Origin of the sequence: Microbulbifer agarilyticus, from assembly GCF_001999945.1 — a bacterium.
GTDB lineage: Bacteria > Pseudomonadota > Gammaproteobacteria > Pseudomonadales > Cellvibrionaceae > Microbulbifer > Microbulbifer agarilyticus_A.
This window is the reverse complement of record NZ_CP019650.1, coordinates 2,097,489-2,111,794: the sequence shown is the minus strand read 5'-3', so window position 1 is coordinate 2,111,794 and position 14,306 is coordinate 2,097,489. Positions and strand designations below refer to the sequence as shown.

Sequence of the window (14,306 nt, the reverse complement as noted above, 5' to 3'; positions counted from 1 at the left end):
GCGCGAACTCCTACTCATCATCCTGATCATCGTGTTCAAGAAGTTCAGGGTAAATGAGACTGCCCTGGGACACCAGTGCATCGATCAAGCCATCTTGCTCTCCCAGTTCAGGGTAACCGACTAGATCGCCATGGGTGATGGTACGGCTTTCGCAAAAAGACTCGGCAAACAGCAGTGGTGCGGGGAGGGGTTCGCCATCCACAAACAGCAGTACAGGGCTACGTGAAAAGGCGGCGCGAGAGCCAGGGTTGAGCACCAGACAGCCCCCATCCTGCAAGTGATCGCGCCAATCTTCGGCGCTGCCTGCGTCCAGGGCGACGGTTTCCGGATACTTCGATTCAGTCATCAGCGCGCCGAACCAGCGCGCAATGGTCTCCGGCTGTTGCAGCCACTGGGTCAGTTGGCTCTGAACCCGAGATATCGTATCGCTGTCGATCTCTGCCGGATTCATTGGCAAAGAAAGATCCTGATCACTGTAGCGAATGTGATCCGGTAGCTGTGCCGCGAGTTCGCCGCCCAGATCTTCCAGCAGGGTGCGCGCGGAGGGGGCGCGGAATCCGATCGATATCGTCGTGCAACCGCCTTCGGCAACACCCCAGTGGCTGAACTGGGGTGGCAGGTACAGCATGTCGCCGGGCTCGAGGCGCCAACTGGCTTCGGCGTCGAAGTCCCGCAAAATATTCAGCGGTGTACCTTCTACACGAGGACTGTCTTCGTTGGCTTCCGGCCCCAGCTGCCAATGGCGCACCCCCTCGGCCTGCAGCAGAAACACATCATAGAAATCATAATGGGGGCCGACACTGCCCTGATCGGCGGCATAACTGATCATTACATCGTCGAGGCGCCAGTCGGGCACAAACCGAAAATGGTCTTTAAGGGCCGCAACTTCCGGTATCCACTGATCGACAGCCTGCACCAGCAAGGTCCAGTGGGTTTTCGGTAGGGCAAAGAAGTCTTCTTCGGTGAATGGGCCACTGCGTAACTGCCATGGCCCATCGGCTCCACGCTCTTCAATCAAGCGGGATTCAATCTGCTCTTCCAGCGCCATACCGGCGAGCTCTTCACCGGATATAGGGCTGACAAAATCGGGAAACGCGTTGCGAATCAACAGCGGCTTTTTTTGCCAGTAATCCCGCAAAAACTCCTCAACGGGCATATCGCCCAGATGGGTCAACGGCTTTCTTGCGCTGAACTGGCTCGACTCTGTCATATTGCGTTCCCGATCGTGCTGGGCGGATTAGATATCGTTCGCCTGGGCGACCGCATTACCAATGTAAGAAGCCGGCGTCATTTCACGCAGCGCCTGCTTGGCTTCTTCCGGCATCTCGAGGCCATCGATAAATACCGCCAGGGTTTCTTTGGTGATGCCTTGGCCACGGGTCAGCGCCTTCAGCTTTTCGTAAGGCTCGTCGATGTTGTAACGACGCATGACGGTCTGGATCGGCTCCGCGAGCACTTCCCAGGAGTTGTTCAGGTCCTCTTCCAGGCGCTCACGGTTAATTTCCAATTTGCCAAGACCTTTCATGGTCGCTGCATAAGCGATCACGGAGTAGCCGGCACCCACACCCATGTTGCGCAACACGGTGGAGTCGGTCAGGTCACGCTGCCAACGAGAAACCGGCAGTTTGGCGGCCAGGTGCTGGAATACCGCGTTTGCGATGCCCAGGTTACCTTCGGAGTTTTCGAAGTCGATCGGGTTAACCTTGTGCGGCATGGTGGAGGAGCCAACTTCGCCAGCAACAACTTTTTGCTTGAAGTAACCCAAAGAGATGTAACCCCATACATCGCGATCGAAGTCGATCAGGATGGTGTTAAAGCGGGCAATCGCATCAAACAGTTCCGCAATGTAGTCGTGCGGCTCGATCTGGGTGGTGTAGGGGTTCCAGGTCAGGCCCAGGGAGGTAACAAATACCTCGGCATTCTTCTGCCAATCGACACTCGGGTAAGCAGACAGGTGCGCATTGTAGTTACCTACGGCACCATTGATTTTGCCAAGCAGTTCGACTTTCTGGATTTGCTGTACTTGGCGACGCAGACGCGCCACAACGTTGGCAAGCTCTTTACCTACAGTGGTCGGGCTCGCGGTCTGGCCGTGGGTGCGTGACAGCATCGGCACGTCGGCAAAGGTCTTGGCCAGCCCGGCAATCTCGTCAACGATCTGATTCATGGCCGGCAACAAAACATCGTCGCGACCCGCGCGCAGCATTAATGCGTGTGACAGGTTGTTGATGTCTTCAGAAGTGCACGCGAAGTGAATGAATTCGCTAACCGCAGCAAGCTCTGCGTTATCTTGCACTTTTTCCTTCAGGAAATACTCGACCGCTTTAACGTCGTGGTTGGTTGTGCGCTCGATATCCTTGATACGCTGGGCATCGTCGATAGAGAACTTGGCTACGATGTCATCCAGAATCTGATTGCTATCAGCGGAGAAGGGTTTTACCTCGCCAACTTCCTCATGACGGGCCAGCTGTTGCAGCCAGCGTACTTCTACTTCAACGCGTGCACGGATCAGGCCGTACTCACTGAAAATGTCGCGCAGTGGAGCAGTTTTGCTTTCATAGCGTCCGTCAATGGGGGAAACCGCGGTCAGTGCGGATAGCTCGACAGTCATTGTGTCTCTCCGATAATGAGCAATCGCCGGGACACGAGCCCGGCGTACAAATGAAAAAGTTGTGCGAATTAGTGTTCCAGGGACTCGTACTTGGATATCAGTGCATCCATTGCCGCGATCAGCTTCTTGCGCTGGAAAAGCAAGTGGAGGCGGCGGCCACCCAGCTGACGCCAAAGCATGGCGGAGCGCACACCGGCAAATAGCATGGTACGAATTTGGTTGGCGATACGTTGTTGCTGCAGGTAGTTGAAATCGCCCAATACCTGAATGCGAAAACGGAAGGTACTCAGGGTATCGCTGTAGACGCTGGCAAGATTGGCATAAACGTTCTCGTGATCCACGCCAAAGTGGTCTGTCTGCAACTGGGCTTTTTCCAATCGACTGCCAATGATGGACAGAAGATCTGGCTTTTTGGCGAGTTGTCGCTGCAGGTACAGTATCGACAAGACATAGCGCAGGCAATCGGTGTATTCCGGATGGCTGCGGGTCGCGATCAACTGGCGTGCGGCGCGCAAACCCGGCAGCAGTTTTTCCACACCGCCGAATACATCTTCGGTGGTTTCCGGATTTTGCTGGAACAGGCTGTACACCGCGGTTTCCATTTGCTCCGCAGGTGCGGTGCCGGTTTTGGCCAGGCGCTCAACGAGAATCGCCGCCTGAAACACACCGGCAAGTGCCAGCGCTTGATCTCGCCAATTGCTCAAGAGTTGCTCCCTACAGCCTTCTCGGATTTTGCCGCGCCGCGGGCCGCATCGGTATCCACTTCGCCGATGCCGGTGGCACGGTCGATCACCGCGCCACCCAGACAGATATCACCCTGATAAAACACCACAGATTGGCCCGGGGTAACGGCGCGCTGAGGCGTGTCAAAACTAATCACTAACTTGCCATCGTCACCAACAATCACTTCACAATTCTGATCGTCTTGACGGTAGCGTGTTTTTGCCGCCGCGCGGAAGTGCTGCGCGGGAGGCGCACCATTAATCCAATGGGCTTGCGTCGCTTCAAGGCCGGTAGAGTAGAGCAGGGGGTGGTGTTTGCCCTGAGCTACCAGCAGCACATTGCGTTCAAGATCCTTGCCAACCACATACCAGGGCTGGTCTCCAGCGCCTTTAATGCCACCAATACCCAGCCCCTGGCGCTGGCCGATTGTGTGGTACATCAGGCCGGCGTGCTGGCCCATCACTTCACCTTCGGGAGTTTGCATCTCCCCGGGCTGCGCGGGCAGATACTGCTCCAGGAAGTCCTTGAAGCGGCGTTCACCGATAAAGCAAATACCGGTGCTGTCCTTCTTGCTGTGCGTAATGAGGCCGTTTTCCTCGGCGATGCGGCGGACTTCCGGCTTCTCAAGCTCCCCCAGTGGAAAGAGTGACTTGGCGAACTCGGCTTCACCCACCGCGTGAAGGAAGTAGCTTTGGTCTTTGTTCGGGTCTAGGCCTTTGCCAAGATAGGTGCGGCCATCTTTGTCGATACGGCGGGTATAGTGCCCGGTAGCGATGGCGTCCGCGCCCAGCATTTCTGCGTACTCAAGAAACACTTTGAATTTGATTTCGCGGTTACACAGAATGTCCGGGTTCGGTGTGCGCCCGGCTTTGTATTCCGCTAGGAAATACTCAAACACATTGTCCCAGTACTCTGCGGCAAAGTTTGCGGTATGGAGCTTGATACCGAGACGCTGGCAAACAGACTCGGCATCCGCGAGGTCCTGCTTCGCGGTACAGTACTCCGTGCCGTCGTCCTCATCCCAGTTCTTCATAAACAGGCCTTCTACCTGATAGCCCTGTTGCATAAGAAGCAGAGCGGCGACAGACGAATCCACACCGCCGGACATGCCGACAATGACGCGCTTTGTCGTATTGGTAGAGGTTGACGTTACTGACGACACAGACATATCCGAAGCTGACATGAAATACCGGGTTGTTACAGTGAGGGGGAGCGCCGCTTTTTCAAGGCCGCTCGCGCCCCAATGACGCCCGCGGGCGTGAAAATGGGGGCGCATTTTACCCGCGAATCGCTCATGTGACCAATTTCACGGCATATCCATGCATCGTTGCCAGGTACGGGGCAAAATATGGCGTCTAACTTAGACAATAGAGGATACCAATAGTCCCTTCTGATTTACCGGCCGGGCTTCCGCCTGGTGCGCTGCGATGAGGGCCGTTTGGCTGGCCGGTTACCTCGAGTAGGTTCGCGTTTCTGCTGGCGACTAGAGCCAGCGGTGCGGGGCTTGCGGCTTCTTGCCGTATCTTTGGGTATGTCGGGCAGGTGTACTTCAACGGTTCGCGACTCACCCGGAGCCAACCCATCCAGGCGCCAGTTACCAATAGCGTGCCGAATAAGGCGCAGAGTAGGGAATCCAACCGCCGCGGTCATACGCCGGACTTGCCGGTTTCGCCCCTCAGTGATTGTCAGCTCGATCCAGGAGGTTGGAATCGATTGCCGCTCCCGAATTGGGGGGGTGCGAGGCCATATGTCCGGTTCGTCGATGGCACGCGCTTTTCCCGGAGCCGTAAGCCCATCTTTTAAGGTAACCCCCTTGCGCAGCGCCTCCAGCGCCTCTTCGGTTACGGCCCCTTCAACCTGGGCCCAGTACGTTTTCGGCAGTTTGTTCTTCGGGTGCGCAATCCGATGCTGTAGCTGGCCATCTGAAGTCAGCAGCAGCAGGCCCTCGGAGTCGTAATCGAGGCGACCGGCTGCATACACACCCGGCTGGGTAATATAACTAGCCAGCGTAGGGCGGCCGTCCGGGTCCGTGAACTGACACAGGACGCCAAAGGGCTTGTTTAAAAGGATCAGTTTGCTCATTGGGACACTTTTACACCCCTTTAAGAGGCCAAAACAGGGCGATTTGACGAGAAAATGAGGAGAAATTGATTCTTCATAGTGCCTTGGTTGTAACGAAACTACAAAAACAGCCCGATGCTGGTATAATCGCGCCGATTTTTAGCCAGCTTGGTGGGTGCAACGGCGCAAACAGCGGGCGGCAACCATGACCGGCAATGGAAATTTTGGCGAGGTATGCCCCTTTTTCCCCGAAATAGCCGGACGTTTAGTCAAAGAGTTACTGGAGTCAACTTAATAATGGGTCATATCCAAGTGCCGGCAAACGGCGAAAAAGTTACAGTCAATGCAGACGGTTCCCTGAACGTACCAAACACCCCGATCATCCCTTTCATCGAAGGTGACGGCATCGGCGTGGATATTACCCCGGTAATGCGCAAAGTGATCGACGCAGCGGTAAGCAATGCTTACAGCGGCGAAAAGTCCATCGCATGGATGGAAATTTTCTGCGGTGAGAAAGCAGCAGAAACCTACAGCGGCGACTGGTTCCCGGCTGAGACTCTGGAAGCGATCAAAGATTACGTTGTAAGCATTAAAGGCCCGCTGACCACTCCAGTAGGCGGCGGTTTCCGCTCCCTGAACGTTGCCCTGCGTCAGGAACTTGACCTTTACGTATGTCAGCGTCCGGTTCGCTGGTTCAACGGTGTACCTTCCCCGGTTAAAGAGCCGAACAAGGTAGACATGGTGATCTTCCGTGAAAACTCCGAAGACATCTACGCAGGTATCGAGTGGAAGGCCGGTACTGACGAGGCGAACAAGGTTGTTAAGTTCCTGCAGGACGAGATGGGTGTTAAGAAAATCCGCTTCCCGCAGAACGTAGGTATCGGTGTTAAGCCGGTATCCGAAGAGGGCACCAAGCGCCTGGTACGCAAAGCTCTGCAGTACACCATCGATCAGGACCGCGACTCCCTGACCCTGGTGCACAAAGGCAACATCATGAAGTTCACCGAAGGTGCCTTCGCTGACTGGGGCTACGAGCTGGCTCGCGAAGAGTTTGGCGCTCAGCCGATCGACGGTGGCCCATGGTGCAGCTTCAAGAACCCGAACACCGGCAAGGAAATCGTGGTTAAGGACGTGATCGCAGATGCCATGCTGCAGCAGATTCTGCTGCGTCCGGCTGAGTACGACGTAATCGCCACCCTGAACCTGAACGGCGACTACCTGTCCGACGCACTGGCCGCACAGGTTGGTGGTATCGGTATTGCTCCGGGTGCGAACCTGTCCGACGACGTTGCTCTGTTCGAAGCAACCCACGGTACTGCGCCTAAGTACGCTGGTCAGGACAAAGTAAACCCGGGCTCCCTGATTCTGTCCGCAGAGATGATGCTGCGTCACCTGGGGTGGAACGAAGCGGCCGAGCTGGTTGTTAAAGGTATGGAAGGCGCTATCGAAGCCAAGACTGTTACCTATGACTTCGAGCGTCTGATGGACGGCGCTGAGCTGAAGTCCTGCTCCGAATTCGGAGACGAAGTTATCAAGCACATGGCCTGATAGACCTTCGAAAAAAGGCCCCGTACCGAAAGGTACGGGGCCTTTTTTTTGAATTTTGATCAGCGGAAGCTCTGGCGAGGATGGCAGGACTGGAACGCGAGTACCACTATCCGGGCAGGCAAAAAGATCACTCTTCCAAATAGAAAGAATGGACCGGAACCTCCGGCTCATTTATGGCATGCGGAGGCTACAGAATGTAGATCCGCACACCGGGCTGGTTAGTCCAGCATATCTTCCGTTTCTTTCTCTCGAACGGGCTGCGCTTGCGACACTGGCGCGGCGGCTTCAGCCGGGCGGGGCGCATCTGCAGCGCTGATATTGGCCGCATGGTAGCCCTTATCTCCCTGGATAATATCGAACTGTACTTGCTGGCCGGCCTTCAGGGTTCGGTAACCCTCCATTTGAATGGCCGAGTAATGTGCAAACAGGTCTTCTCCACCTTCATCAGCAAGAATGAATCCATATCCCTTGGCATTATTGAACCACTTAACGGTACCGGTAGGCATGGCGAAATCCCTCTAAATTGCCGGGGCGACTGCTGGCCGCCTAAACATGATGTCTTTATTGTTATCGCGCTTCATGCGCTTGCTTGTGAGTACAAATGCATCCGCTATTGTACGTGTGCCTAATTAACCACTTGGCGCGGTTACTACCTCTTGTAGCCAACCACTCCAGTCTTGTCAAGCGAATATCCCCAGCCGCACTGTGTCCGGGCCGGTTTGGGGTTACAATGCTGGTTTGCTGACTCAAGCAAAATGACTGGACATCCAATAATCGTTCTGACTATTTTTCGATTAGGTAAAAATAGCGTCACGACTGTGAACTGATTCTTCAAGATTGATTGACTGACACTATGGGAAATTCGCAAATCATTAAACTACACTCGGATCAAGGTGCGGATGATGACGACTATCATTTTCACGAGGGGCAGGGGGATACAGCACTAGCCGAGGCGCGTCCGCAATTAAAACGTCCCCCAATGTACAAGGTGGTCATGCTTAATGACGACTACACCCCGATGGAATTTGTCGTAGAAGCACTTGAGTTGTTTTTTTATGTCAATCGCGAGCGCGCCACTCAACTGATGTTGCAGGTTCACACCAAGGGAAAAGCCATCTGTGGTGTCTATACTCGAGATATTGCGGAAACAAAGGCCGCGCAGGTAAATCAGTTTGCGCGTGACAATGAACATCCGCTTTTGTGTGAAATCGAAGCCGACGAAGACGATGAACAAGGCGAGGAGGGTTGACCCAGCACAATCGGCGCCAGGCTTGGGCTTGGTATGACTTTCCGGCCGGAATTGCCGGCAACGCATTAGGAATGCCGGGTGTACTCAGTGACAATCCGGACGACATTGGCCAGTAAGGTTTTGAGGTTTAAATGCTCAGCAAGGATTTAGAGGTAACGCTCAATCTAGCGTTCAAAGGTGCACGGGCGAAACGCCACGAGTTTATGACCGTTGAGCACCTGCTACTGGCGCTGCTGGACAATGAATCCGCGGCGGATGTCCTGCATGCGTGTGGCGCAGACCTCAGTGCACTGCGCCGTGAACTGCTGGAGTTTGTCGATTCCACCACGCCACTCATTCCCGAGAACGATACCGATCGGGAAACCCAGCCGACCCTTGGTTTCCAGCGTGTGTTGCAGCGTGCGGTTTTCCACGTGCAGTCCTCCGGTAAAAAAGAGGTCACCGGGGCGAACGTGCTTGTGGCGATTTTCTGTGAACAGGAAAGTCAGGCGGTGTATTACCTGAAACAGCAGAGTGTCGCCCGCATTGATGTGGTGAATTACATCACCCATGGTATTTCTCGTGTGAGCTCCGGTGGCAACGGTACTCACAACAACCCAGACCCATCTCCCGAGCAGGTGGACGAGGAGCTTGGCACCACTGCCGAGCCCGGTGGCTCAGACCCGCTCGAGAGTTACGCCACCAATCTGAATCAGGAAGCCATTCTCGGGCGCATTGATCCACTGGTTGGCCGTGCACCCGAAGTAGAGCGAGTGACACAGGTACTCGCACGCCGCCGCAAAAACAATCCTCTCCTGGTCGGTGAATCCGGTGTCGGTAAAACCGCCATTGCCGAGGGCTTGGCGCGCCGTATTGTCGACGGGGAAGTGCCCGAACCACTGCAGGAAAGCACCATCTATTCTCTCGACCTGGGTTCGCTGCTGGCGGGTACCAAGTACCGTGGAGATTTTGAAAAGCGCTTTAAAGCCTTGTTGGCCGAACTGAAGAAGCGCGAGCACGCGGTACTGTTTATTGACGAAATTCATACCATTATTGGTGCTGGCGCCGCGTCCGGCGGCGTTATGGATGCATCAAACCTGCTGAAACCACTGCTTTCTAGCGGCCAGCTGCGCTGCATTGGTTCTACAACATTCAACGAATACCGCGGTATCTTCGAGAAAGACCGCGCGCTGTCTCGTCGCTTCCAGAAAATCGACGTGCACGAGCCTTCCGTCGAGGAAACCGTGCAAATTCTTCAGGGCCTGAAGCCTTGCTTTGAAGACCACCACAAGGTGCGCTTTACCGACTCGGCACTCGAGGCGGCGGCACAACTGGCCAACCGCCATATCACTGAGCGTTTTCTGCCAGATAAGGCCATCGATGTGATCGACGAGGCCGGCGCTTACCAGGCTCTGCAGCCGGCGGATCAGCGCACCGATACGATCTCCGTTACCGAAATCGAAAATGTCGTTGCCAAAATGGCACGTATTCCTGCGAAGAGCGTCTCCGCTTCCGACAAAGCGGCACTAGCCAAGCTGGACGAGAATCTCAAGATGGTCGTGTTCGGCCAGGATCTGGCCATTGAAGCACTCAGCACTTCCATCAAGCTGGCGCGCGCTGGACTCGGTGCAGAAGAGAAGCCCATCGGTTCCTTCCTGTTCGCTGGGCCGACAGGTGTCGGTAAAACGGAATTGTGTCGCCAGCTTGCCCAGGTGATGGGCATCGAGCTGATTCGCTTCGACATGTCCGAATACATGGAGCGCCACACCGTGTCTCGCTTGATCGGTGCACCTCCCGGATATGTGGGATTTGACCAGGGCGGCCTGCTGACCGACGCGGTGACCAAGCACCCCCATAGCGTGGTACTGCTCGATGAGATTGAAAAGGCACACCCGGAAGTGTTTAACCTGCTGTTGCAGGTGATGGACCACGGTACGTTGACGGACAATAACGGCCGCAAAGCCGACTTCCGTAATGTCATCCTGATTATGACCACCAACGCGGGGGCGGAGCTGATGAGCCGTCGCTCAATCGGCTTTGCCAATCAGGATCACAGCACCGATGGCATGGAGGAGATCAAGAAAATGTTCACTCCAGAATTCCGCAATCGCCTCGACAGCATCATCCAGTTTGGTGCGCTCGATGTGGCTGTAGTCAAAACCGTGGTGGACAAATTTGTTGTCGAACTGCAGGCCCAACTCGATGAGTCGCGCGTCACCCTGGAAGTGGATGACGAAGCGCGCGAATGGCTCGCTCGCAACGGCTATGACGAGAAGATGGGCGCACGCCCAATGGCGCGACTCATTCGTGAGAAGCTGCGCAAGCCATTGGCAGAGGCTGTTCTGTTTGGGGATCTGTCAGATGAGGGCGGTAAGGTGGAAGTTACCGTTGAGGACGATCAACTCAAAATCAACACGGCAGTACCAGCTCTGCATTGATTGCAAACTCAGAAACCAAAAAAGCCACCGCTTGCGGTGGCTTTTTTATTACGCGTGCAATACCGGTGTATTGCTGGCGAGCAATTAGCGGGCGCGGTAGGTAATGCGGCCTTTGCTCAGGTCGTAAGGAGTCAGCTCTACCTTGACCTTGTCGCCAGTTAGAATGCGAATGTAGTTTTTGCGCATTTTTCCGGAGATGTGCGCGATCACGACATGTCCGTTTTCCAGTTTCACGCGGAAGGTGGTGTTAGGCAGGGTGTCGATCACCTCGCCTTCCATTTCAATGTAATCGTCTTTTGCCATGCGGCAGCAACCCTTGATTGATTTGTACTAGCTATTCCGCCAGGTAATGTAAATTCCAGACTCCGACAGGCACTTTCGTGTAACCGTCATGGATACTGTAGCTGGAGCCGGCGGTACGACGGGCGTGCATTTTGCACGAAAAGTGTCTGCAGGCCAAGTAAAACCGGGAATTGATACCAAGCCCGCGGCAGTAGGGCGAAAGGTAGGGGGAGCAGCCCTTAATCAGACTTGAGCGTCCAGCGACCGTCGGTCAAATACTCCAGTGGCTGAAACTGATTTTTGTAGGCCATTTTGGCGCATTGGCGTATCCAATAGCCCAGATACAGGCTCGGTAGCCCCAAGCGACGCGTCCATTCAATCTGGTACAGAATTGCATAGGTTCCCAGACTGCGCTTGATTTCATCGGGGTCGTAAAAGGTGTAGATGGCAGACACCCCACCATTCAGCACATCGGTTACCGCTGTCGCCACCAGTCGGTCACGCGCGCGAAACTCGAGATAGCGGGTGCTTCCCCAGGCATTATTCAGAAAGCTTCGGAACTGCTCGCGGCTAGGCGGATACATCTCACCGTCACGATGACGCGCTTCGATATAGCGCGCGTACATCTCATATTGCTCATCCGTATCAATATCCTGACGGTGGAATACGTCGAGATCCTTGTTCCTGCGCCAGCAACGGCGCTGATTCCGATTGGGTACAAACAGCTCAACCGGAACGCGCGCCGGCACACAGGCGTGGCAGGTCGCGCACTGCGGCCTGTACAAGTAATTGCCACTGCGGCGAAAACCAAGCTCAGACAGCCGGCTGTAAAGTCGGGAATCAATCGGTGTTTGAGGGTCCACAAATACGGTTGTCGCCTCGCGATCCTCCAGATAACCGCAAGGGTGCGGCAGAGTCGCAAGCAGGCGTACGGAATCGAGCTGTGAGAGCTGGCTCACGGGCTGGTCACCCTTCGGAAAATACGACTACGGAAACCGTTGATCACGTGGCTGCAGCCTCCTTGAGGGGTAAAAGGTTGAGAGCTTGAACTGGGAAGTCAGAGGTCGCCATTCATTAAGGGCGCACATAATTCTTCTAACCGGCAGGGTAATTTGCAGTCGGCCAAAACTCAAACTTAATGACCGATAAGCGACCGGTAAGCCAATGGTAAGAAGCTTAGGGATTCTCAATAAAGAGGTCGGCATCCGGAGCCCCCGGCCAGGGAGCAGGGAAGGGCGGCTGGGAGACACCGTCGGCCAGTCGCTCCTCAAACACCTCGCGAGACACCTCCTGCGCACCGAGGCTATTGAGGTGAGGGTTGGTGACCTGGCAATCAATGAGTTCACAGCCCCAGCGGGCGAGCTGCCGAACCAAGTGGGCAAACGCCACTTTGGAGGCATCCGTTGCTCGATGGAACATCGATTCGCCGAAAAACACGCGGCCTATGCTCAACCCGTAGAGCCCCCCGACCAACTCATTGTCTAGCCACACTTCGACCGAATGCGCATGGCCCTGCCCATGCATCTCCACATAGGCATCGTGCATGTCATCGGTTATCCATGTGCCCTCATCGTCTGCTCTGGGCGCTGCGCACCCGCGCATTACTTCCTCGAACGCCCGATCGAAGGTCACTGTGAATCGCTGCTTGCGAATCAATTTACGCAGGCTGCGGCTGAACGATAGCGACTGAGGGGCAACCACACAGCGCGGGGAGGGCGACCACCAGAGAATGGGCTGATCATCAGAGAACCAGGGAAAGATACCCTTGCGATAGGCCGCCAGCAGCCAGTCCGACGTCAAATCCCCACCGACGGCCAGTAAACCATTGGGATCGGTCAGCGCATGTGACGTGTCCGGAAACTCTACCCGGTCCGGGTCGAGTAGCGTGAGGATGTCATCCATAACTGCGGGTATTGCTGTGTCTATTGGTGGTGTGCCTGATTGCAACGGACAAAAAAGGCGGCCTAAGCCGCCTTTTCACCCTTAGCCTGTATATCAGGCGACGGATTTATTGTGCGTCGAGATAGCGCTCGGCATCCAGTGCGGCCATACAGCCGGTACCGGCAGAGGTGACTGCCTGACGATAAATGTGGTCTGACACATCACCCGCAGCGAACACACCAGCAACGGAAGCCTGGGTAGCGTTACCCTGGAGGCCGCTCTCAACAATGATATAACCACCGTTCATTTCCAGCTGACCTTCGAAGATACCGGTATTGGGCTTGTGGCCAATAGCGATAAACACACCAGACGCATCCAGCTCCTTGGTGGAGTCGTCCTGAACGTTCTTCAGGCGAACCCCAGTAACACCGTTATCGTCACCCAGAACTTCGTCCAGGGTGTGGTGCCAACACAGGTTGATATTGCCATTCTCGGCTTTATCCAGCAGGCGATCCTGCAGAATCTTCTCTGCGCGCAGCTCATCGCGGCGGTGTACCAGAGTGACTTCCGAGGCGATGTTGGACAGATACAGCGCTTCTTCAACCGCGGTGTTACCACCACCCACCACGATCACTTTTTGATCGCGATAGAAGAAGCCGTCGCAAGTGGCACAGGCACTCACACCGCGGCCCTGGAACGCTTCTTCAGAAGGCAGGCCGAGGTATTGCGCCGATGCACCAGTAGCAATAATCAAGGCATCACAGGTATAGGTTTCATTGCCCTTTAGGGTAAAGGGGCGCTGCTTCAAATCCACTTCTTCGATGTGATCGAAAATGATGTTGGTATCAAAACGTTCAGCATGCTGCTGCATCTGTACCATCAGATCTGGGCCTTGCAGGTCATGCACGCCACCCGGCCAGTTCTCTACTTCAGTGGTGGTGGTCAGCTGACCACCCTGTTGCATACCGGTAATAACCACCGGATTGAGGTTTGCACGGGCAGCGTAAATAGCCGCGGTATATCCCGCAGGGCCAGAACCGAGAATGATCAGGCGATGATGATTGCTCATATCAGAACTCACAGTACTTCAGCTTTCAGAAATTTGATTTATTGGATCCGCCACCCAGTGCAGACTCGCTCCGTCACTCGCGGGCGTCACAAACCAGCGGACTGGCTTTTGTGAAAGCAGGGGTAGCGGGTTGGGGGCAACCACTTGGTGCGGCTCCCAAAATTCGCGGGCAATGATAGGGGATGAGACCACAGCTACCAAATAGTTTGGTCTTATTTATTTCATTGGCGCTCTTTATAGGGTGACCATATCGACACAGTAATCCAGGCGGGAGAGCCGAGAGCTCTGCAAAGAGGGCGCTAGGGGAAATGTAGGGAGCTTACGCCGTATGAGCCGTATGAGCCGTATGAAGAGGTCCGAAGCATTACCATCCGACGCCAATACCGGCATTCACACATCTGGCGCAAAAATCTTTTTCGGCGTGAAGTCTACGTGAGGTTTATCGCGTAACTAATTGAATATATT

Annotated in this window: 13 protein-coding genes; 3 read left to right on the top strand and 10 right to left on the bottom strand. The window is 55.0% G+C overall.

Annotation, left to right across the window (positions count from 1 at the left end; genetic code table 11):
* Positions 1-10: 10 nt before the first annotated feature.
* The 5 genes from Mag101_RS08610 to Mag101_RS08590 form a co-directional block, all read right to left on the bottom strand.
* Entirely contained in the window at positions 11-1,210 is a 1,200-nt protein-coding gene (locus Mag101_RS08610) for a cupin domain-containing protein (RefSeq protein WP_077403542.1), read from the bottom strand.
* A gap of 27 nt (positions 1,211-1,237) precedes the next feature.
* On the bottom strand, positions 1,238-2,611 hold the full coding sequence (purB, locus tag Mag101_RS08605) for an adenylosuccinate lyase (RefSeq protein WP_077403539.1): 1,374 nt from the start codon (positions 2,609-2,611) through the stop codon (positions 1,238-1,240).
* A 68-nt stretch (positions 2,612-2,679) separates the two neighbouring features.
* Positions 2,680-3,315 (bottom strand): high frequency lysogenization protein HflD, encoded by a 636-nt coding sequence (gene hflD / locus Mag101_RS08600; protein ID WP_077403536.1) that lies wholly within the window; start codon positions 3,313-3,315, stop codon positions 2,680-2,682.
* Positions 3,312-4,442, bottom strand: coding sequence for a tRNA 2-thiouridine(34) synthase MnmA (mnmA, locus tag Mag101_RS08595; protein ID WP_418287767.1), 1,131 nt, complete (start codon positions 4,440-4,442; stop codon positions 3,312-3,314). Before mnmA ends, hflD begins: the two co-directional genes overlap by 4 nt.
* Before the next feature lie 287 nt (positions 4,443-4,729).
* On the bottom strand, positions 4,730-5,416 hold the full coding sequence (locus Mag101_RS08590; RefSeq protein ID WP_077403530.1) for a pseudouridine synthase: 687 nt from the start codon (positions 5,414-5,416) through the stop codon (positions 4,730-4,732).
* A 276-nt stretch (positions 5,417-5,692) separates the two neighbouring features.
* On the opposite strand from Mag101_RS08590, the gene icd reads away from it, so the two are divergent.
* Positions 5,693-6,943 carry an NADP-dependent isocitrate dehydrogenase gene (gene icd / locus Mag101_RS08585; protein ID WP_077403527.1) on the top strand — a complete coding sequence of 417 codons (1,251 nt, stop codon included), beginning with the start codon at positions 5,693-5,695 and terminating at the stop codon, positions 6,941-6,943.
* 218 nt (positions 6,944-7,161) lie between these two features.
* Here icd and cspD read toward each other — a convergent pair whose 3' ends face one another.
* Entirely contained in the window at positions 7,162-7,449 is a 288-nt protein-coding gene (gene cspD, locus Mag101_RS08580; protein WP_077403524.1) for a cold shock domain-containing protein CspD, read from the bottom strand.
* A gap of 347 nt (positions 7,450-7,796) precedes the next feature.
* Here cspD and clpS point away from each other — a divergent pair, with 347 nt between their 5' ends.
* Together clpS and clpA are read left to right on the top strand one after the other, a co-directional pair.
* Positions 7,797-8,192, top strand: coding sequence for an ATP-dependent Clp protease adapter ClpS (clpS, locus tag Mag101_RS08575; RefSeq protein WP_077403521.1), 396 nt, complete (start codon positions 7,797-7,799; stop codon positions 8,190-8,192).
* A 131-nt stretch (positions 8,193-8,323) separates the two neighbouring features.
* Entirely contained in the window at positions 8,324-10,609 is a 2,286-nt protein-coding gene (gene clpA, locus Mag101_RS08570; protein ID WP_077403517.1) for an ATP-dependent Clp protease ATP-binding subunit ClpA, read from the top strand.
* A gap of 84 nt (positions 10,610-10,693) precedes the next feature.
* Here the strand turns inward: clpA and infA are convergent, their stop codons facing one another.
* From infA to trxB, 4 genes are all read right to left on the bottom strand, one after another.
* Positions 10,694-10,912 (bottom strand): translation initiation factor IF-1, encoded by a 219-nt coding sequence (gene infA / locus Mag101_RS08565; RefSeq protein WP_010130378.1) that lies wholly within the window; start codon positions 10,910-10,912, stop codon positions 10,694-10,696.
* 218 nt (positions 10,913-11,130) lie between these two features.
* A complete protein-coding gene (locus tag Mag101_RS08560; RefSeq protein WP_077403514.1) occupies positions 11,131-11,850 on the bottom strand; it encodes an arginyltransferase in 720 nt (239 codons plus the stop codon).
* A gap of 217 nt (positions 11,851-12,067) precedes the next feature.
* Positions 12,068-12,793 (bottom strand): leucyl/phenylalanyl-tRNA--protein transferase, encoded by a 726-nt coding sequence (gene aat / locus Mag101_RS08555; protein ID WP_077403511.1) that lies wholly within the window; start codon positions 12,791-12,793, stop codon positions 12,068-12,070.
* Between the two features lie 106 nt (positions 12,794-12,899).
* Entirely contained in the window at positions 12,900-13,841 is a 942-nt protein-coding gene (trxB, locus tag Mag101_RS08550) for a thioredoxin-disulfide reductase (protein ID WP_077403508.1), read from the bottom strand.
* Positions 13,842-14,306 lie beyond the last annotated feature (465 nt).

Coding starts and splice junctions, on each gene's coding strand:
- Mag101_RS08610 (WP_077403542.1), bottom strand. CDS start 1,210: ATGACAGAGTCGAGCCAGTTCAGCGCAAGAAAGCCGTTGACCCATCTG.
- purB (WP_077403539.1), bottom strand. CDS start 2,611: ATGACTGTCGAGCTATCCGCACTGACCGCGGTTTCCCCCATTGACGGA.
- mnmA (WP_418287767.1), bottom strand. CDS start 4,442: ATGTCCGGCGGTGTGGATTCGTCTGTCGCCGCTCTGCTTCTTATGCAA.
- Mag101_RS08590 (WP_077403530.1), bottom strand. CDS start 5,416: ATGAGCAAACTGATCCTTTTAAACAAGCCCTTTGGCGTCCTGTGTCAG.
- icd (WP_077403527.1), top strand. CDS start 5,693: ATGGGTCATATCCAAGTGCCGGCAAACGGCGAAAAAGTTACAGTCAAT.
- cspD (WP_077403524.1), bottom strand. CDS start 7,449: ATGCCTACCGGTACCGTTAAGTGGTTCAATAATGCCAAGGGATATGGA.
- clpS (WP_077403521.1), top strand. CDS start 7,797: ATGGGAAATTCGCAAATCATTAAACTACACTCGGATCAAGGTGCGGAT.
- clpA (WP_077403517.1), top strand. CDS start 8,324: ATGCTCAGCAAGGATTTAGAGGTAACGCTCAATCTAGCGTTCAAAGGT.
- infA (WP_010130378.1), bottom strand. CDS start 10,912: ATGGCAAAAGACGATTACATTGAAATGGAAGGCGAGGTGATCGACACC.
- aat (WP_077403511.1), bottom strand. CDS start 12,793: ATGGATGACATCCTCACGCTACTCGACCCGGACCGGGTAGAGTTTCCG.
- trxB (WP_077403508.1), bottom strand. CDS start 13,841: ATGAGCAATCATCATCGCCTGATCATTCTCGGTTCTGGCCCTGCGGGA.